Origin of the sequence: Citrobacter sp. wls619 (genome assembly GCF_005281345.1) — a bacterium.
Lineage (GTDB): Bacteria > Pseudomonadota > Gammaproteobacteria > Enterobacterales > Enterobacteriaceae > Citrobacter.
On sequence record NZ_SZXJ01000035.1, the window covers coordinates 11,682 to 31,142 of the forward strand.

At 53.8% G+C, this 19,461-nt stretch carries 14 protein-coding genes; 2 read left to right on the forward strand and 12 right to left on the reverse strand.

Annotation, left to right across the window (positions count from 1 at the left end):
• Positions 1–69: 69 nt before the first annotated feature.
• The 6 genes from glgP to asd all read right to left on the reverse strand — a co-directional run bounded on the left by glgP (position 70) and on the right by asd (position 10,817).
• Positions 70–2,517, reverse strand: a complete 2,448-nt coding sequence (gene glgP / locus FDX19_RS05655; protein ID WP_137381951.1) for a glycogen phosphorylase — start codon at positions 2,515–2,517, stop codon at positions 70–72.
• A gap of 19 nt (positions 2,518–2,536) precedes the next feature.
• Positions 2,537–3,970 (reverse strand): glycogen synthase GlgA, encoded by a 1,434-nt coding sequence (glgA, locus tag FDX19_RS05660; protein ID WP_137381952.1) that lies wholly within the window; start codon positions 3,968–3,970, stop codon positions 2,537–2,539.
• Positions 3,970–5,265, reverse strand: coding sequence for a glucose-1-phosphate adenylyltransferase (gene glgC / locus FDX19_RS05665; protein WP_057067161.1), 1,296 nt, complete (start codon positions 5,263–5,265; stop codon positions 3,970–3,972). Before glgC ends, glgA begins: the two co-directional genes overlap by 1 nt.
• A gap of 14 nt (positions 5,266–5,279) precedes the next feature.
• A complete protein-coding gene (gene glgX / locus FDX19_RS05670) occupies positions 5,280–7,256 on the reverse strand; it encodes a glycogen debranching protein GlgX (RefSeq protein ID WP_137381953.1) in 1,977 nt (658 codons plus the stop codon).
• On the reverse strand, positions 7,256–9,439 hold the full coding sequence (gene glgB, locus FDX19_RS05675) for a 1,4-alpha-glucan branching enzyme (protein WP_137381954.1): 2,184 nt from the start codon (positions 9,437–9,439) through the stop codon (positions 7,256–7,258). Before glgB ends, glgX begins: the two co-directional genes overlap by 1 nt.
• A gap of 271 nt (positions 9,440–9,710) precedes the next feature.
• Complete coding sequence (gene asd / locus FDX19_RS05680) at positions 9,711–10,817, reverse strand: aspartate-semialdehyde dehydrogenase (protein ID WP_137381955.1); 1,107 nt, start codon at positions 10,815–10,817, stop codon at positions 9,711–9,713.
• Positions 10,818–11,008: 191 nt separating this feature from the next.
• On the opposite strand from asd, the gene yhgN reads away from it, so the two are divergent.
• The gene (yhgN, locus tag FDX19_RS05685; RefSeq protein WP_006687438.1) at positions 11,009–11,602 is read left to right on the forward strand and encodes an NAAT family transporter YhgN; all 594 of its coding nucleotides are present in this window, start codon (positions 11,009–11,011) and stop codon (positions 11,600–11,602) included.
• A 58-nt stretch (positions 11,603–11,660) separates the two neighbouring features.
• On the opposite strand, the gene gntU is transcribed toward yhgN, so the two are convergent.
• The 5 genes from gntU to FDX19_RS05710 all read right to left on the reverse strand — a co-directional run bounded on the left by gntU (position 11,661) and on the right by FDX19_RS05710 (position 16,690).
• A complete protein-coding gene (gene gntU, locus FDX19_RS05690; protein ID WP_137381956.1) occupies positions 11,661–13,001 on the reverse strand; it encodes a gluconate transporter in 1,341 nt (446 codons plus the stop codon).
• Entirely contained in the window at positions 13,001–13,531 is a 531-nt protein-coding gene (gntK, locus tag FDX19_RS05695; RefSeq protein WP_137381957.1) for a gluconokinase, read from the reverse strand. Before gntK ends, gntU begins: the two co-directional genes overlap by 1 nt.
• Positions 13,532–13,672: 141 nt before the next feature.
• Positions 13,673–14,668: a gluconate operon transcriptional repressor GntR gene (gntR, locus tag FDX19_RS05700; RefSeq protein ID WP_137381958.1), complete on the reverse strand. Its 996-nt coding sequence runs from the start codon at positions 14,666–14,668 to the stop codon at positions 13,673–13,675.
• 165 nt (positions 14,669–14,833) lie between these two features.
• Entirely contained in the window at positions 14,834–15,529 is a 696-nt protein-coding gene (gene yhhW, locus FDX19_RS05705; RefSeq protein WP_016151113.1) for a quercetin 2,3-dioxygenase, read from the reverse strand.
• A 123-nt stretch (positions 15,530–15,652) separates the two neighbouring features.
• Entirely contained in the window at positions 15,653–16,690 is a 1,038-nt protein-coding gene (locus FDX19_RS05710) for an oxidoreductase (RefSeq protein ID WP_137381959.1), read from the reverse strand.
• Between the two features lie 470 nt (positions 16,691–17,160).
• Between FDX19_RS05710 and yhhY the strand changes: the two genes are divergently transcribed.
• Positions 17,161–17,649, forward strand: a complete 489-nt coding sequence (yhhY, locus tag FDX19_RS05715; protein ID WP_137381960.1) for an N-acetyltransferase — start codon at positions 17,161–17,163, stop codon at positions 17,647–17,649.
• A 63-nt stretch (positions 17,650–17,712) separates the two neighbouring features.
• Here the strand turns inward: yhhY and ggt are convergent, their stop codons facing one another.
• Positions 17,713–19,458: a gamma-glutamyltransferase gene (gene ggt, locus FDX19_RS05720; RefSeq protein WP_170974353.1), complete on the reverse strand. Its 1,746-nt coding sequence runs from the start codon at positions 19,456–19,458 to the stop codon at positions 17,713–17,715.
• Between the last annotated feature and the right edge of the window lie 3 nt (positions 19,459–19,461).

Below are 19,461 nucleotides of genomic sequence, written 5' to 3' on the forward strand. Positions count from 1 at the left end.
ACAACTTCTCCGGCCTACGAGAGTAGATAAACGTAGGCCGGGCAAGCGAAGCGCCCCCGGCATCGAGTGTTACAACCGCACCGAATCAATATGCCAGATGTTCTCGGCGTATTCTTTGATCGTCCTGTCCGATGAGAAGTAGCCCATATTGGCGATATTTATCATCGACTTGGTGGTCCACTCTTCCGGGTGGCGATACAGTTCGTCAACTTTGTCCTGGCAATCAACATAGCTGCGATAGTCCGCCAGCACCTGATAGTGGTCACCAAAGTTGATCAGTGAGTCCACCAGGTCACGGTAGCGTCCCGGCTCCTCGGGGCTGAATACGCCACTGCCAATTTGCGTCAGCACCTGGTGCAGCTCTTCATCTTTCTCGTAATACTCACGCGGCTTGTAGCCCTGACTACGCAGCGCCTCGACCTCTTCCGCCGTATTACCGAAGATAAAGATATTTTCTGCACCCACATGCTCCAGCATCTCAACGTTAGCGCCGTCCAGCGTCCCGATGGTCAGCGCACCGTTGAGAGCAAATTTCATATTACTGGTCCCGGAGGCTTCGGTCCCGGCCAGTGAGATTTGCTCAGACAGGTCGGCGGCAGGAATAATCACCTGCGCCAGGCTGACGCTGTAGTTAGGAATAAACACCACCTTCAGCTTATCGCCAATTTGCGGATCGTTGTTGATCACCTTCGCGACGTCGTTGATCAGGTGAATGATGTGCTTCGCCATGTAATAAGCCGAAGCCGCCTTACCGGCAAAAATATTCACACGCGGCACCCACTCAGCATCAGGATCGGCCTTAATGCGGTTGTAGCGGGTAATCACATGCAGCACGTTCATCAACTGACGCTTGTACTCGTGAATACGCTTGATCTGCACATCAAACAGCGATTTCGGATTCACCACCACATTCAACTGCTGCGCGATGAGCGTCGCCAGGCGTTTTTTGTTCTCCAGCTTCGCATGACGCACCGCCTGGTTCACCAGCGGGTAATCGCAGTGCTGCTCAAGCTCGCTGAGCTGACTGAGATCGGTGCGCCAGGTACGGCCAATGTTCTCATCCAGCACATTGGAAAGCGCCGGGTTCGCCAGCGCCAGCCAACGACGCGGCGTCACGCCGTTGGTAACGTTGCAGAAGCGAGTCGGGAAAATCTTCGCAAAATCAGCAAACAGCGACTGTACCATCAGGTTCGAGTGCAACTCCGACACGCCGTTAACCTTGTGGCTCACCACGACGGCCAGCCACGCCATACGCACACGACGGCCATTCGACTCATCAATGATCGAAGTGCGCCCCAACAGACCCGTATCGTTCGGATACTGCTCCTGCAGGGTTTTCAGGAAGTAATCGTTAATCTCAAAGATGATTTGCAGGTGGCGCGGCAGAATTTTACCCAGCATATCCACCGGCCAGGTTTCCAGCGCCTCGCTCATTAGCGTGTGGTTGGTATACGAGAAGACCTGGCAGCACACCTCAAAGGCATCGTCCCAGCTAAACTTGTGCTCATCAATCAGCAGGCGCATCAGCTCAGGAATCGACAGCACCGGATGGGTGTCATTGAGGTGAATAGCAATTTTATCTGCCAGATTATCGTAGGTTTTGTGCAGTTGATAATGACGACTCAGAATGTCCTGCACCGTGGCGGAGACCAGGAAATACTCCTGACGCAAGCGCAGCTCGCGTCCTGAATAGGTGGAGTCATCCGGATACAGCACGCGGGAAACGTTCTCGGAATGGTTTTTATCTTCCACCGCCGCAAAGTAGTCGCCCTGATTGAATTTACCGAGGTTGATCTCGCTACTGGCCTGGGCATTCCACAGGCGCAGCGTGTTGGTGGCGTCGGTGTCGTAACCGGGGATAATCTGGTCGTAGGCAACCGCGAGGATCTCTTCGGTCTCAATCCAGCGCGTTTTCTTGCCTTCCTGCTGAATACGCCCACCAAAACGCACTTTGTAACGCGTGTTGTGGCGTTTAAATTCCCACGGGTTACCGTATTCCAGCCAGTAGTCCGGCGACTCTTTCTGTCGGCCATCGACAATGTTCTGTTTGAACATCCCATAGTCATAGCGAATACCGTAACCGCGCCCCGGCAGGCCCAGAGTGGCCAGCGAGTCAAGGAAGCAGGCCGCCAGACGACCCAGGCCGCCGTTACCAAGACCCGGGTCGTTTTCTTCGTCGATCAGATCTTCAAGATCCAGCCCCATGCCTTCCAGCGCATTTTTGACATCATCATAAATACCCAATGATAACAGTGCATTGGAAAGCGTGCGACCAATCAGGAACTCCATAGACAGGTAATAGACCTGGCGGGTTTCCTGGGATAATTGCGCACGATTAGAACGCAGCCAGCGCTCCACGAGACGATCGCGCACCGCGAACAATGTGGCGTTCAGCCACTCATGTTTATTGGCAATGACCGGGTCTTTACCAATCGTGAACATCAGCTTGTAGGCAATAGAATGCTTAAGTGCCTCTACGCTGAGTGTGGGCGATGCATAAGTAAATGGAGCATTCATATAGGTGATTCCTGGATATCTATTTCAAGCGATAGTAAAGCTCACGGTAAGACTTCGCCGCGACTTGCCAGCTAAAATCCATGGTCATGGCCTGACGTTGTACGAACCGCCAAAGCGAAGGCCGGGACCACAATACGAAAGCACGCCGGATCGCCCGTAGCAGCGACCAGGCATTACTATCTTCAAATACAAACCCACTGGCGATACCGTCCGCCAGGTTCTCCAGCGAACTATCAGACACCGTATCAGCCAGCCCACCGGTACGCCGCACCAGCGGCAACGTGCCGTACTTCAGTCCATACAATTGCGTTAAGCCGCACGGCTCAAAACGGCTGGGCACCAATATCACATCGGCCCCGCCCATGATGCGGTGCGAGAAGGCCTCGTGATAACCAATCTGCACGCCAACCTGGCCTGGATGTTCCGCGGCCGCCGCTAAGAACCCTTCCTGCAATACCGGATCGCCCGCGCCGAGCAACGCCAGTTGTCCGCCCTGCTCTAACAACCCAGGCAGCGCTTCCAGCACCAGATCCAGCCCTTTTTGACTGGTCAAACGGCTCACAACAGCAAATAGCGGCACTTTATCGTTAACCTTAAGTCCCATCGCAATCTGTAGCTGCCGTTTGTTCTCGGCCTTCTCTTCCAGCGAGTCACGGGTATACCGCGATGCCAATAACAGATCGGTTTCCGGACTCCAGATTTTTTCATCAACACCGTTCAGCACGCCGGAAAGACGCCCCTCACGATGACGCTGCTGCAACAACCCTTCCATGCCGTAGGCAAACTGCGGCTCGGTAATTTCCCGCGCGTAGGTCGGACTCACCGCCGTAATATGGTCGGCGTAGTACAGACCGGCCTTCAGGAACGAAATCTGCCCGTTAAACTCCAGTCCGTGCACATTAAAGAACGACCATGGCAATTGGATGTCATCCATATGCTTTGCATAAAACATGCCTTGATACGCCAGGTTGTGTACGGTGAACACCGATTTCGCCGGATGGCCGCGCGCCGCCAGATACGCCGGCACCAGGCCAGCATGCCAGTCATGCGCATGCACCACATCCGGGCGCCAGAATGGATCAAGGCCGCAGGCCATTTCACAGCCAACCCAGCCCAGCAGCGCAAAACGTTGTACGTTATCGGAGTAAGCAAACAGGTTCGTATCGTGATACGGGCTCCCGGGACGGTCATAGAGATGCGGCGCATCAATCAGGTAAATACCGACGCCGTTGTAATGGCCGAACAACAGCGTTATCCGTCCGGCGAAGGTATCCCGACGCGTCACCACCTGCGCATCGGGAATGCCACGACGAATATCAGGAAACGCCGGAAGCAACACGCGGGCATCCACGCCGTCCGCAATTTGTGCCGCAGGTAACGCCCCAATAACATCCGCCAGTCCCCCGGTTTTTAACAGGGGGAACATCTCTGAACAAACGTGTAAAACCTGCATTATCGCTCCTGTTTGATTTGCAGTTTGCGTAGCATTTCACGCGTGACCAGCACAATGCCTTCCTCTGAGCGGTAGAAGCGACGCGCATCTTCTTCCGCATTTTCGCCAATCACCATGCCCTCAGGAATGATGCAGGCGCGATCGATAATGCAACGACGTAAGCGGCACGAACGTCCAACCCAGACTTCAGGTAACAACACTGCCGAATCAATGTTACAGAAAGAATTCACCCGCACTCGCGGGAACAGTACGGACTGCACCACCACTGAACCAGAAATAATACAGCCGCCGGAAACCAGCGAGTTCAGCGTCATACCGTGGCTACCGGAACGGTCCTGCACGAATTTCGCCGGCGGCAGTGATTCCATATGCGTACGGATTGGCCAGTCCTGGTCGTACATGTCCAGTTCAGGCGTCACCGAAGCCAGATCGAGGTTCGCCTTCCAATAGGCTTCCAGCGTTCCCACGTCACGCCAGTACGGCTCGGATTCCGGGTCAGACTGCACGCAGGACAACGGGAAGGGATGTGCATACGCCATGCCAGCTTCGGTGATTTTCGGGATAATGTCTTTACCGAAATCGTGACTGGAGTTTTCATCAAGATCATCTTCCGCCAGCAATTCATACAGGTAATCGGCGTTGAAAACGTAGATCCCCATACTGGCAAGAGATTTGGTCGGGTCGCCTGGCATGGCTGGCGGGTTGGCGGGTTTTTCAACGAACTCGATAATTTTATCGGTATCGTCCACGTCCATCACGCCAAACGCGCTGGCTTCTTCAATCGGCACTGGCATACAGGCGACGGTGCAACGTGCGCCTTTCTCAACGTGGTCGATCAGCATGCGCGAGTAGTCTTGCTTATAAATATGATCGCCTGCGAGGATCACCACATATTCCGCTTTGTAGCGTCGAATGATGTCCAGGTTTTGGGTCACCGCATCCGCCGTACCGCGATACCAGTTTTCACCCTGCATCCTTTGCTGGGCAGGCAGCAGATCGACAAACTCGTTCATCTCTTCGCTAAAGAATGACCAGCCGCGCTGAATATGCTGCACCAGGGTATGTGACTGGTACTGCGTGATCACGCCAATACGACGGATCCCGGAGTTAATGCAGTTGGATAAGGCAAAATCAATAATGCGGAATTTACCGCCAAAGTGCACGGCAGGTTTAGCACGTTTGTTGGTTAAATCTTTCAGGCGGGTACCGCGGCCACCGGCCAGGATCAGGGCAACAGATTTTAATGGCAGCTGGCGCGCCAACATTACACGATCGTTTTTCTCTAAACTCACCATGACTAACTCCTTTTTTATCTTCTCTGGAACACACACAGTCCGTGCGCAGGTCCCTGCCAGACAGCCGTAAGCACCGGATTGTCCTCTCCGGCAAATGGGGGAATGGCATGCCATTCCCCTTCAGGTAAAACGATATCTGTCACCTCAAGCGTGGCGTTTATTGCAATCAGGAAACGGTCCGAAAGCAGGATTTGCATCTGTTTCGGGCCGTTTTGCCACTCATCCGCACTTAAGGGTTGTGCGTACTTATTCAGCCAGCGGACATTGCCGTCGTCTTCTTCCCACCAGCAATCTCCGGTGAGGGCCGGGATTTGCTGGCGGAGATGAATCAGGGCTGCGGTAAATGTCGTTAGCCCATTGTTTGCCTGCTGCCAGTCCAGCCAGGTTAACGCGTTATCCTGGCAGTAAGCGTTATTGTTACCGTGCTGGCTATGACCATGCTCATCGCCTGCCAGCAACATCGGCGTCCCCTGGGAGAGCAACAGCGTGGTTAACAGCGCGTGAATGCTGTCGCGCCGCCGTTCAATCAGGTCCAGCGAGCCGCCTAATCCTTCTTTACCATGATTGTCGCTGTAGTTATTGCTAGTGCCGTCCCGATTTTCCTCACCATTCGCTTCATTGTGCTTATTTGTGAAGCACACACAGTCGCGCAGCGTAAAACCGTCATGCGCGGTCACCAGATTGACGGTAGCGCTGGGTTTGCGGCCATTACGTTTAAACACATCGCTGGATGCGGCGAAACGTCCGGCAAACTCGCCCAAAGACAGATTACGCTGGAGCCAGAAGCGTCGGGTCGCATCGCGGAAATGGTCATTCCACTCGGCAAACGGCGGGGGGAAATTCCCCACCTGGTACCCGCCTTCACCAATATCCCACGGTTCCGCAATCAGCTTAACGCGTGAGAGCAGCGGACAGTTTTGGATCGCGGTAAACAGGGGGGCATCCTGACGAAACGCAGGCGTACGCCCCATGACGACAGCTAAATCAAAACGAAAACCATCGACGTGGCAGGTTTCAACCCAGTAACGCAGGCATTCACAGGCATACTCCACGACACCAGGATGGCTCAGATTGAGGGTGTTCCCACAACCGGTCCAGTTGTAGTAATCACCATCGTCCCTGATCCAATAATAGCTACGGTTATCAATTCCGCGCAGCGAGAAGACCGGTCCCTCAAGATCCAGTTCGGCGCTGTGGTTCAACACAATATCGAGAATGACCTCAATACCTGCTTTATGTAGCGCTTTTACCGCATCACGAAACTCATCCAGCGCGCTCTCTGGCGAGCATGCATAAGCCGGATGCAATGCAAACATCGCCACCGGGTTGTACCCCCAGTAGTTCGACAACCCCAACCGCTGAAGGCGCGGTTCGTTGGCGAAATGCGCGACGGGCAACAGCTCCAGCGCGGTAATGCCAAGACGCTTGAAATAGTCGAGCATCACCGGATGACCGAGCGCTTTGTAGGTACCGCGCATCTCTTCGGGGATATCAGGATGCAGATATGTCAGCCCTTTGACATGCGCTTCGTAAATCACGGTATTGCCCCACGGCGTACGTGGCGGGGTATCGTCTTCCCAGTCATACCGATCTGACACCACCACGCTTTTCAGGGCGATGGCGGCATTATCGTGATGATCCGGTTCATCAATCCCGCCATGCAGCAGAGGGTTATCTTTTAATTCACCTTCAACCCGACGCGCGCAAGGGTCGAGAAGCAGCTTCGCCGGATTGAAGCGGTGACCCTGCCCGGGCTGCCACGGTCCATGCACGCGATAACCGTAGCGCAGACCTGGTCTGGCATCGGCCAAATAGCCGTGCCAGATATCCCCGCTACGCCCCGGCAGGTCATAGCGGTGTTCGCAGCCTTGCTCATCGAATACGCATAACTCAACGCGTTCGGCATGGGCCGAGAAAAGGGTGAAATTGACGCCATGGCCGTCATACGTTGCACCATGGGGTGTGGCGTTGCCGGTTGCCAGTTGCGTCATTACCCCTCCCGAACCAGCCAAATCGTTGCCAGTGGAGGCAACGTGAGGCTCAGTGAGTGTTGACGCCCATGGCTGGCGATTTCATCACTGTGAACTGCCCCACCATTACCGGTATTGCTGCCGTGGTAATGCATCGAGTCGGTATTGAGGATTTCACGCCATTTGCCCGGTTGATTGATGCCGAAACGGTAGCCATGACGCGGCACTGGCGTGAAGTTACTGGCGACGATAATTTCATTACCGACCTTGTCACGGCGGACAAAAATCAGCACCGAACGTTCGTTGTCATCCACCACCAGCCACTCAAAGCCATAGGCATCAAAATCAAGCTCATGCAATGCTTTATGATGACGATAGGTGTGGTTCAGGTCGCGGACCAGTCGCTGTACACCGTGGTGCCAGTTGTCGCCCCCTTCCAGCAAATGCCAGTCGAGGCTGGCGTCGTGGTTCCACTCGCGTCCCTGAGCAAATTCGTTGCCCATAAACAGCAGTTTCTTACCGGGGAAGGCCCACATCCAGCCGTAATAGGCACGCAGGTTGGCAAATTTCTGCCATGCGTCTCCCGGCATGCGGTCGAGAATCGATTTCTTACCGTGCACGACTTCATCATGTGACAGTGGCAGAACAAAGTTTTCGGTGTAGTTGTACAGCATGCCGAAGGTCAGCTTATCGTGGTGATACTGACGATGAACCGGGTCCAGCTTCATGTAATCCAGCGTGTCGTGCATCCAGCCCAGGTTCCACTTGTACCAGAAACCTAAACCGCCCATATCCTGCGGTCTGGAGACACCGGCAAAATCGGTAGACTCTTCCGCCATGCTCACGGCACCGGGAACCTGTTCGCCAAGAATACGGTTGGTATTGCGTAAGAACTCAATGGCTTCGAGGTTTTCGCGACCACCAAATTCATTCGGGATCCATTCCCCTTCTTTACGGCTGTAGTCGCGATAAATCATTGATGCCACGGCATCCACGCGCAGCGCATCGATACCAAAGCGCTCAATCCAGTACAGGGCGTTGCCCACCAGATAGTTGCTGACTTCACGGCGGCCATAGTTGTAGATCAGCGTATTCCAGTCCTGGTGATAGCCTTCACGTGGGTCACTGTGTTCATACAAACTGGTGCCATCAAACTGGGCCAGACCAAAGTCGTCCGACGGGAAATGACCCGGAACCCAGTCGAGGATCACGTTCAGCCCCGCCTGATGGGCGGCATTGATAAAATAGCGGAAGTCATCGCGCGTGCCGAAACGGCGGGTCGGCGCATACATGCCAGTAGGCTGATAACCCCAACTGCCGTCAAACGGGTGTTCGTTAATCGGCAGCAGTTCGAGATGGGTAAAGCCCATCCACTTTGCGTAGGGAACCAATTGATCCGCCAGCTCACGATAGCTCAGCCAGAAGTTGTTATCGGTATGACGACGCCATGACCCCAGATGCACTTCATAGATAGAGATTGGCGCATCAAACTGGTTAGCTCTTTTGCGCTCCTCAGTTTGCACCACTTTTTCCGGCAAACCGCAGATAAGCGATGCGGTTTCCGGGCGCATTTGCGCTTCAAACGCGTAGGGGTCGGCTTTAATACGCAGCTTACCGTTCGCATCGATCATCTCGTATTTATACAGCTGACCCTGCTGGGCTCCGGGGATAAACAGCTCCCAAATACCACTCTCTTTACGCAGGCGCATGGGGTGGCGGCGACCATCCCAGTAGTTGAACTGCCCAACCACTGACACGCGTTGAGCGTTAGGTGCCCAGACTGAGAAGCGCGTACCGGTTACGCCATCCATGGTATCCGCATGCGCACCCAGCGTTTCGTAAGGTCGCAGGTGCGTACCTTCAGATAACAGCCAGGCATCCATATCCTGGATCAGCGGGCCAAAACGATAAGGGTCATCAATCAGATTCTGCTGTCCATGCCAGACAACGGCCAACTGATAGCGAAAGAAATTTTTACGGCGGGGAAGTACAGCACAAAAAAAACCGCGAGAGTCGAGGCAATCCAGCTTGCCGACTTTGCGTCCGGTTTTGGGTTCGATCACCCACACTTCGGTGGCATCGGGTAATAGGGCGCGGACTTCAAGTCCGGCTTCAGTTTGGTGCATACCCAGTACGGAAAAAGGATCCGCAAAATGGCCTGCAATTAGCGCATTAATCACGTCTCTATCGATACGAACGGACATGGTTGTCTTCCTGTTTTATGGTGTCACCCCTTCCAACTGATTTTCGACATCAGGTGCGACACTTCTTTGACCTGAACGGCGCAGCACAATTGTGCATCCTCTCTGCGTCGTCCCACCTTCAGGCAACAACTTAATACCTCCGGTACTAAGTCACCCTTAAAGAATAGCCAATGCTTTATCTTACTCCTGGTAAAAAATGAAACATCTGCGCTTACTCCTGTATTACGCAAAAAAAGGGGTGATTCCTCACCCCTTGATCGTTAACAAACTATTACGCCAATTGGCGCAGCATACGGCGCAATGGCTCCGCAGCCCCCCACAGCAACTGGTCGCCGACGGTAAAGGCTGACAGGAACTCCGGTCCCATGTTCAGCTTACGCAGACGGCCTACTGGCGTGGTCAACGTACCGGTAACGGCCGCTGGGGTTAACTCACGCATAGTGATATCCCGATCGTTTGGCACTACTTTTGCCCACGGATTGTGCGCAGCCAGCAGTTCTTCAACTGTCGGAATAGACACATCTTTTTTCAGTTTAATGGTGAACGCCTGGCTGTGGCAGCGCAGCGCGCCGACGCGCACGCACAAACCATCAACCGGGATCACCGAAGACGTGTTGAGAATTTTGTTGGTTTCCGCCTGCCCCTTCCACTCTTCACGGCTCTGGCCGTTATCGAGCTGTTTGTCGATCCACGGAATCAGGCTACCGGCCAGCGGTACGCCAAAGTTATCAACCGGCAGTTCACCGCTACGGGACAGGGTCGTGACTTTGCGTTCGATGTCGAGGATAGCAGAGGAAGGCGTCGCCAGTTCATCGGCCACATGGCTATACAGATGCCCCATCTGCGACAGCAGTTCACGCATATGACGTGCGCCGCCGCCGGAGGCCGCCTGGTAAGTTGCCACGGAGACCCAGTCAACCAAATCATTGGCAAACAGGCCGCCGAGCGACATCAGCATCAGGCTAACGGTGCAGTTACCGCCGACAAAAGTCTTAATGCCTTTGTTCAGACCGTCGGTAATGACATCCTGGTTAACCGGATCGAGAATGATGATGGCATCGTCTTTCATGCGCAATGAAGAAGCCGCGTCAATCCAGTAACCCTGCCAACCGCTTTCACGAAGCTTTGGATAGATTTCGTTGGTATAATCGCCGCCCTGACAGGTCACGATAATGTCCAGCGCCTTCAGCGCGTCCAGATCAAAAGCGTCCTGAAGTGTGCCGGTCGCGGTTCCACCGAAGGTCGGTGCCGCCTGCCCGAGCTGGGAAGTAGAAAAGAAAACAGGGCGAATGGCGTCAAAGTCGCGCTCTTCAACCATGCGTTGCATGAGAACAGAGCCGACCATACCGCGCCAGCCGATAAAACCAACATTTTTCATAGCGTTTTTTTCCTGCAGAGATGTGTGCTGTGTATGCTAACCAGTATCCTACTGGCCTATCCTTCACCATACAAAAAGCAGCCAAAGTCGCAAGTGAAATTAATCAATGATAGCGAAGCCATCAGTAATGCGACTTATCCCGCTGCGCAAGCAAGCAGAAAGTCCGTGGTAATTATCAGGGAATTTGAGTTATGAATGAAATCATTTCAGCGGCAGTTTTATTGATCCTGATTATGGATCCGCTCGGAAATCTGCCCATTTTCATGTCCGTATTGAAACATACCGAACCAAAACGCCGTCGTGCGATTATGATTCGCGAGCTGTTCATTGCGCTGTTGGTGATGTTCATTTTCTTGTTTGCGGGCGAGAAAATTCTGGCATTTCTTAACCTGCGAGCGGAAACCGTCTCCATCTCCGGAGGCATCATTTTGTTCCTGATTGCCATCAAGATGATTTTCCCCAGCGCCACCGGGAATAGCACCGGGCTTCCGGCAGGCGAAGAACCGTTTATCGTACCGCTGGCGATTCCACTGGTTGCTGGTCCAACAATCCTGGCATCGTTGATGCTGCTATCGCACCAGTACCCGAATCAGATGGGGCATCTGGTGATTGCGCTGCTGATTGCCTGGGGCGGTACCTTTGTGATTTTGTTGCAGTCTTCGCTGTTTTTACGCCTGCTGGGTGAGAAAGGGGTTAACGCGCTGGAGCGCCTGATGGGGCTGATTCTGGTGATGATGGCCACCCAGATGTTCCTCGACGGCGTGCGGATGTGGATGAAGGGGTAACAGAATTTTCTTTGATTTTGTAGGCCCGGTAAGCGCAAGCACCACCGGGCAACAGGACTCAGCTCAGCAGCTGGAAAGCAATCATACCGACAATCGCGCCGACCGTACCGAGGATGGTTTCCATCATCGTCCAGGTCTTCAGCGTTTGTGCTTCAGTTGCACCGGTAAATTTACCGAACAGCCAGAAACCGGCATCGTTCACGTGGCTGACCACGATAGAGCCGCCCGCGATACAGATAGACAGCGCTGCCATCTGGGCGCCGGAGAAGTTCAGTTGCTCAATCACTGGCATCACCAGACCCACCGCCGTTAAGCAGGCTACGGTCGCGGAACCCTGAATAATACGCACCGCCGCAGCCAGCACAAAGCAGGTAATGGCAATCGGCAAGCCCATACCGGTTAACGCTTCGCCCAGCGCCGGACCGACGCCGGAATCCACCAGCACCTGTTTGAACACGCCACCGGCACCAATCACCAGCAGAATAATCCCGGCTGGTTGCAGCGCATGGCCGCAGATTTCCATCACCCGGTCTTTCGCCATACCCTGGCGAATGGCCAGACCATAAATAGCAACCAGACAGGCGACCAGAATCGCGGTGAACGGATGACCGATAAATTCGAACCATTCATACGCAGTAGAACCGACCGGCACAAAGCGTGCGGCGATGGTTTTCAGACCAACCAGCACCAGCGGCAGCAGGATCAGCGACAGGCTGAAGCCAAAGGACGGCATTTTGCCTTCGCCCAGATGCGGCTCGGTAATGTCTTCCGGTACATGCAGTTCAACGTAACGGCTGATAAAGTTGCCCCACAGCGGCCCGGCGATAATCATGCCCGGAATCGCGGCGCACAGGCCAATCAGGATCATCCAGCCAAAGTCGGCGTGCATCTGAGAAGCCAGCAGCATTGGCGCCGGCCCCGGCAGCAGAAACGCGGCAGCAGCCGCCACGCCCGCAAACAGCGGAATGACCAGCTTAACCAGGTTAGTACCCGTATGGCGCGCCATCGAGAACGCCACGCTTATCAGCAGCACAATCGCCACTTCAAAGAACAGCGGTAGTGCGCAAATCAGACCGGCCAGGCCAATCGCATAATGCGCACGGCTGTGACCGAAAGATTTCAGCATCTTGACGGCAATCTGATCGACCGCGCCGGTTTCATGCAAAATCTTGCCGAACATTGCCCCCAGCGCCACCACAATCGCCAGAAAGCCGAGCGTGCCTCCCATCCCTTTTTCCATGGTCGCCGCGATTTTATCGAGCGGCATACCGGAAAAGAGACCTGCACCAATGGATACCACCATCAAAGCAACGAAGGCGTGCATACGCGCCTTCATTACTAAAAACAGCAGTAATAAAACGGACCCTACTGCTGTTAAAACAAGCGTTAATGTAGTCACTACTTACTGCCCTGGTTAATAACCTCAATGGTGCTAGCTACCACACCGTCCAGCGGCTGATCGATATCCACCACCAGAACATCGTTTTCATTCGCACCCGGTTCTTCCAGCGCTTCAAACTGAGTTACCAGCATCTGCGTTTTGAAGAAATGACCTTTACGCGCCTTTAGACGACTTTCGATAACGTCAAAATCCCCTTTCAGGTAGATGAAAGAGAGGTTCGGGTTACCGTCACGCAGCTGGTCACGATAGTCTTTTTTCAAGGCAGAGCAGACGATCAGCGAAACCTTGTTGGTACGCTGCATCGCGAAGGCGGCGTCATTCAGCGCCTGTAACCACGGTTTACGGTCGTCATCGTTTAACGGCTCACCGGAAGCCATTTTCATGATGTTGCTGCGCGGATGGAGAAAATCGCCATCAAGAAACGCGGCCTGCAGTTGATGCGCCACAAGGCTTGCGACAGCAGATTTACCGCTGCCCGATACGCCCATCAGAACGTAAACGTGGTGATCATGATTAGTCGTGCTCAAAGCGTTGCCCCCACTGGTACAAGAATCAGGAAATTGTTACGGGTAACTGTTATCGGTAACATTGTCCAGCCGGATAAATAGAGAAGCAATATCCATTCGTGCCCGAAGTGTATAAGTGTGAGCTACTTCAAACTTGTTGGGTTAAATAGATCCGCCCGGTGACAAGGTGAAACCTAAATCTAACATTTTAGGTGTAACTACCTCACCACGGATGCGCGCCAGCAGACGTTCTGCGCCAATGCTGCCCATCCGTTCACGCGGCGTGAGTACGCTCGCCAGACGCGGTTCCATCACCTGGCCGATATCGTGACCGTGAAAACCGGCAATCGCCATATCATCGGGTATTCTTAATCCCAAACGCTGACATTCAAACGCTGCGCCTACCGCTAAGTCATCGTTGGTACAGAAAACACCGTCCAGCTGCGGGTATTCACGTCGCGCCTGACGAATGAGTTCAATACCGGAGGAGTAAGAAGAAGACTGTTCTACCATCACGCTATAGGGCACCAGATTGGCGTCGCGCATGGCCTGCTCGTAGCCCCGCTGTTTGATGATAGTACGTTCATCAAGACGCGCGCCAAGATAGGCAACATGACGGTGCCCGCGGGCGATGATAGCGGCGGTCATCTGACGCGCAGCTTCGAAGTTGTCGAAGCCGACGGCAATATCCAGACACGGTGACTGGCTGTCCATCAGTTCAACCACCGGGATACCCGCAACCTCAATCATTTTCAGCGTCCGGGGCGTATGGCTACGTTCGGTGAGGATCAGGCCATCGATATTCCACGACAGCATCGATTCCAGGCGCTCTTGTTCCATCTCCGGTTTATAGCCGTAGTGCGCCAGCATCGTTTGATAGCCATGGGCGTCGGTAACGGCTTCAATGCCGCGTAGCACTTCAGCAAAAACCTGGTTAGTGAGAGACGGTAACAGCACGCCAATTGCACGGCTGGTGGCATTAGAAAGGATATCAGGAGCACGATTGGGAATATAACCCAGCTCATCAAGTGCAGCGGCAATTTTGCCCCGCAGCGCTACGGAGACCTGCTCCGGGTTACGCAAAAAGCGACTGACCGTCATTTTGGTCACGCCCACGCGGTCGGCTACATCCTGAAGTACGGGTCTTTTCTTTTTCATCGTCCTGAAGCGTTAAAAAGGGATAGATTCCCCCAGTTTACCACGGACGTGCGGAATAAATGACAAAGGATGAAGAGCCGGATGGCGACGCTTTCGCGTCTTATCCGGCCTACATCAGCACGTAGGCCCGATAAGCTACGCGCCATCGGGCAAGATTACGCAGATTTAGACTGGCGGCAGGTCAAACAGTAACACTTCGCTGTCGCTGTCGGCATGAATCGAAATTGCCTGTTCATCCCAGATTGCCAGACCGTCGCTGGTGGTCGCTTTGGTTCCGTTAATAGTGACGTTACCTTTTACCACCTGGATCCAGACGCGGCGTTCAGCGGCGATTTGATGCACCGACTGTTCATCTTTAAGCAGCGCCCAACGGTACAGCTCCATATCCTGGTAAACTTTCAGCGAACCATCTCGCGCATCCGGTGACAGCACCAGTTGTTTACCCTGAGCGGCATCGAAACGGCGCTGTTCATAGCGCGGCGTAATACCGTTTTCCTGCGGCATGATCCAGATCTGATACAGATGCAGCTTCTCAGTATTGCTCGGATTGTACTCCGAGTGACGGATCCCCGTCCCGGCGCTCATGATCTGGAACTCACCAGCCGGAACCTGCTCTTTGTTGCCCATGCTGTCCTGATGCTCCACCGCACCTTCCAGCACGTAGGTCAGGATTTCCATATCTTTATGGGGGTGAGTACCAAATCCCTGGCCTGCGTCGATCACGTCATCGTTGATCACGCGCAGTGCTGAGAACCCCATAAAGTTCGGGTCATAGTAGTTAGCAAAAGAGAAGGTATGCCAGGAATCGAGCCAGCCATGATTAGCATGACCACGGTCGTTCGCTTTGCGTAAATAGATCATTGTGTTCACCCCCAGATGTTTTCGATGGAGTCAGTGTGGACTCAATCCGGTCAGGATCATAGAGGGTGAAAATTGACTCCTCTGTTCAAAAAATATGAACAATCCCAGAGGAGTCCATCAACGCTATTTAGCGAGGGTTATCGTGGCAGGCGTTGCCTGTTCAAAGGCGCGTTCGAGGATTTCCAGGTTGGTGAGAACTTCAGATTCCTTGACGTAATTAGGCGTACCCACTGTCAGCGTCTGATACAGCGCGTCATAGACGCGGCCATAATCGCCGACTTCCGGTTTCACCTCTTCTTTCACTGAGACGCCTTCATCATTGATGTACTCCAGCAGCCCAATGGAATCGTCAGCGGCAAAACCGGGTTCTCCCGGCATGATATTGGCCTTCAGGCTGGTTTCCTGCTGGTCGATGCCGTACTTCACAAACGAGCCTTTGGTGCCATGCACGATAAACTTCGGATAATCGATTTTCACCAGATGACTGGTTTTGACAATGGCTTTCAGGTCACCGTAAAACAGCTGCGCTTCAAAAGTATCGTCCGGGTTCGCTTTATTACGCAGGCTACGGATATCGTAGGCCACATGATCGGGGCGGCCGAACAGGGAGATAATTTGATCCAGGGTGTGTACACCCAGACCATAAAATGCGCCGTCCTGCGGCAGACCAGGTTTGGTTTCAGCGACCGGGCGGTAGTAGTCAAAATGGCTCTCCACTTCAACAATTTCGCCCAACTTGCCGCTCTCAATCGCCTTTTTCGCGGTGAGGAAGCAGGAGTCAAAACGACGATTCTGATAGGGCGTAACGGTCAATCCCTTGCTTTGCGCCAGCTCAAACAACTCTTTTGCTTGCGCAAGCGTCGGGGTGAAGGGTTTCTCAACCAGCACATTTTTACCCGCTTCCAGCGCGCGTTTGGCGTATTCAAAATGGCTGTCAGCATGGGTACAGACGATCACCAGCTTCACCTGCGGATCGTTTAAGATCTCGTCGAGGTCACTGGTGAAGTGAATATGTGAATACTGCGGCGCCTGCTCTTCCGGCTTGGCATTGCGGCGAAAAATATGTGCGACATGCCAGCTGTCTTTGCGGTTCAGGACATAAGGCAAATGGTAGCGAGTGGTGCTTTTACCAAAACCAATAAATGCGCAGTGTAAGGTCATGAGACGATCCTTTTGAAAGTGATTGTCTACACCATAGCGCAAAGCGGCTGGATACTGAATCCATCCTGTCATCGTGCCGGATGGCGGCGAAGCCTTATCCGGCCTACAAAAGCAGATGCCTCAAGATCGGCCGTCGGCGTCGCGGTCAGTTTGTTCACGGCAAGCGCGTAGGGCCCGGAGCGTACTAAATGTACGTGAGGAGCACGAGCACTTCCCGGGGACAAAATGACAAGTAAGCCAGGCAGAAACAAAACCCAAAAAAAAGCCAGCAAAAGCTGGCTAAAGTAATACTGGAAGCAATGTGAGCAATGTCGTGCTTTCAGGTTCTCCGTAGGGGTTCCCCTGAACGCAGAGCAATAATAATCATTCTCATTCGCACTTGTCTACTTCTTTTTGCAAAAAAATGCAGTTGACGGAATTTTCTTTCTCAGCGAGTGTAAATACACAATTACCCCTGTAGGAGATAAGGAATGAGTGAGATAGTGATACGCCACGCTGAACCAAAAGATTACGACGCCATTCGTCAGATCCATGCGCAGCCGGAGGTGTACCACAACACGCTACAGGTTCCTCATCCTTCCATGGAGATGTGGCAAGTGCGACTCGCCGAGCAGCCCGGCGTCAAACAGCTGGTTGCCTGCATCGATGATATCGTCGTGGGACATCTTTCCATTGCCGTCGCCCAACGCCCGCGCCGCAGCCACGTCGCTGATTTCGGTATTTGCGTTGACGCTCGTTGGCAGAACCGCGGCGTTGCCAGCGCCCTGATTCGCACAATGATCGACATGTGCGACAACTGGCTGCGCGTCGATCGTATTGAGCTAACGGTGTTTGTTGATAATGAGCCTGCGGTCGCAGTCTATAAGAAGTACGGCTTTGAAATCGAAGGCACCGGCAAGAAATATGGCCTGCGCAACGGTGAGTACGTTGATGCTTACTTTATGGCGCGCGTGAAATAACGGGTAAGAAACCACCAGGAAGCACTCGCCGGGCCTGCATCAACGGCAGACCCGGCAATACCATCAATATCCCGCCGTTAAATCATCCACAGAACGCGGGTCAGAAGCGCCATACAGTGCACCATCCGGTCCAACCATAATACTCTGCGTGCTGCCCATTGCTTCTTTCAGCACCACTTTCTGCCCTTTCTGCTCCAGCAGCTTGACGGTGTCCGGGCTAAAACCTTTTTCAACGCGCAGTTCATCCGGCAACCACTGATGGTGGAAGCGCGGCGCGTTGGTCGCTTCAGCGACGTTCATCCCAAAATCAATGCTGTTAACCACCATTTGCAGTACGGTAGTGATAATTCGGCTTCCACCTGGGCTACCGGTCACCAGCCAGGTTTTCCCGTCTTTAACCACAATCGTCGGCGACATCGACGACAACGGACGCTTCTTCGGCCCAACCGCGTTGGCATCGCCGCCCACCAGCCCATAAACGTTCGGCACGCCCGGCTTGGCGGAGAAATCATCCATCTCATTATTGAGCAGAATACCGGTGTTACCCGCCACGATGCCGGTTCCGAAGGTGGTATTCAGGGTATAGGTCACCGCCACGGCATTGCCGTCTTTATCCACCACCGAGAAGTGAGTGGTCTGGTTGCTTTCATAGGGAGCAAGTTTGCCAGGCTTGATTTGGCTGGAAGGCTTCGCTTTGTTGATATCAATCTGATCGGCAAGCGATTTAGCATAAGCTTTGTTGGTCAGCGCCTGCCACGGCACTTTCACAAAATCCGGGTCGCCAAGATATTCGGAACGGTCGGCATAGGCATATTTTTCTGCTTCAGCCATGACCTGCATGGCATCGGCGCTGCCAAAGCCGTACTTTTTCATATCGAAGTTTTCGAGAATGTTGAGGATCTGCACGATATGAATCCCCCCGGAAGATGGCGGCGGCATCGAGAAGACCTGATAACCACGGTAGTCACCGCTGATTGGCGCACGCTCTACGGCTTTGTAGTCAGCTAAGTCCGCTTTGGTGATCAGCCCGCCGTTATTTTTCATCTCCTCGGCTATCTGATCGGCAATCGCCCCTTTATAAAACGCATCAGGGCCATTCTCGGCAATCATCTCCAGGCTTTTTGCCAGGTTCTTCTGTACCAGCTTATCGCCCTTTTTCAGCGGCTCGCCATCTTTCCAGAAAATGGCTTTGCTATTTTCGTGGTTGGGGAGCACTTCGCTGCCGTAGGTTTTCAAATCGTCGGCCAGCGCGTCGTTAACCACAAAGCCTTCTTCCGCCAGCTTCATTGCCGGGCGCACCACTTTGTTCAGCGGCAGCGTGCCGTATTTCTCCAGCGCCAGCGAGAAACCCGCCACGGTACCCGGCGTACCGGAAGCCAGATGCGACGTCAGTGACTTTTTCGCATCGGCGTTACCCTGTTCATCAAGGAACATATCGCGAGTCGCGCCAGCTGGCGCCATTTCACGGAAATCAATTGCTGTCGTCTTCCCATCTTTGGTGCGCAGCATCATAAAGCCGCCCCCCCCCAGGTTACCCGCCTGTGGATGCGTCACCGCCAGCGCATAACCAACGGCGACGGCAGCATCGACGGCATTACCGCCCTGTCTGAGAATATCGACCCCAACCTGCGTGGCCAGCGCATCCACGGACGCCACCATCCCCTGCTGCGCACGCACAGGATGGAACACATCTTCTTCAACACCGTAGGATACCGGTGGCGGCGCAGCCGGTGCTGCCGCAACGCTAAAACAACTTCCTGAGAGCAGAGCAGCAATGGCTACCCGGCGTAAAAACGTCGGTTTTATCATCGT

Bases quoted from the DNA above. Each gene is read 5' to 3' on its own strand.
- yhhW (WP_016151113.1), bottom strand. From the start codon at position 15,529: ATGATCTATTTACGCAAAGCGAACGACCGTGGTCATGCTAATCATGGC.
- glgP (WP_137381951.1), bottom strand. From the start codon at position 2,517: ATGAATGCTCCATTTACTTATGCATCGCCCACACTCAGCGTAGAGGCA.
- FDX19_RS05710 (WP_137381959.1), bottom strand. From the start codon at position 16,690: ATGACCTTACACTGCGCATTTATTGGTTTTGGTAAAAGCACCACTCGC.
- glgX (WP_137381953.1), bottom strand. From the start codon at position 7,256: ATGACGCAACTGGCAACCGGCAACGCCACACCCCATGGTGCAACGTAT.
- yhgN (WP_006687438.1), top strand. From the start codon at position 11,009: ATGAATGAAATCATTTCAGCGGCAGTTTTATTGATCCTGATTATGGAT.
- gntR (WP_137381958.1), bottom strand. From the start codon at position 14,668: ATGAAAAAGAAAAGACCCGTACTTCAGGATGTAGCCGACCGCGTGGGC.
- glgB (WP_137381954.1), bottom strand. From the start codon at position 9,439: ATGTCCGTTCGTATCGATAGAGACGTGATTAATGCGCTAATTGCAGGC.
- ggt (WP_170974353.1), bottom strand. From the start codon at position 19,458: ATGATAAAACCGACGTTTTTACGCCGGGTAGCCATTGCTGCTCTGCTC.
- glgC (WP_057067161.1), bottom strand. From the start codon at position 5,265: ATGGTGAGTTTAGAGAAAAACGATCGTGTAATGTTGGCGCGCCAGCTG.
- asd (WP_137381955.1), bottom strand. From the start codon at position 10,817: ATGAAAAATGTTGGTTTTATCGGCTGGCGCGGTATGGTCGGCTCTGTT.
- yhhY (WP_137381960.1), top strand. From the start codon at position 17,161: ATGAGTGAGATAGTGATACGCCACGCTGAACCAAAAGATTACGACGCC.
- glgA (WP_137381952.1), bottom strand. From the start codon at position 3,970: ATGCAGGTTTTACACGTTTGTTCAGAGATGTTCCCCCTGTTAAAAACC.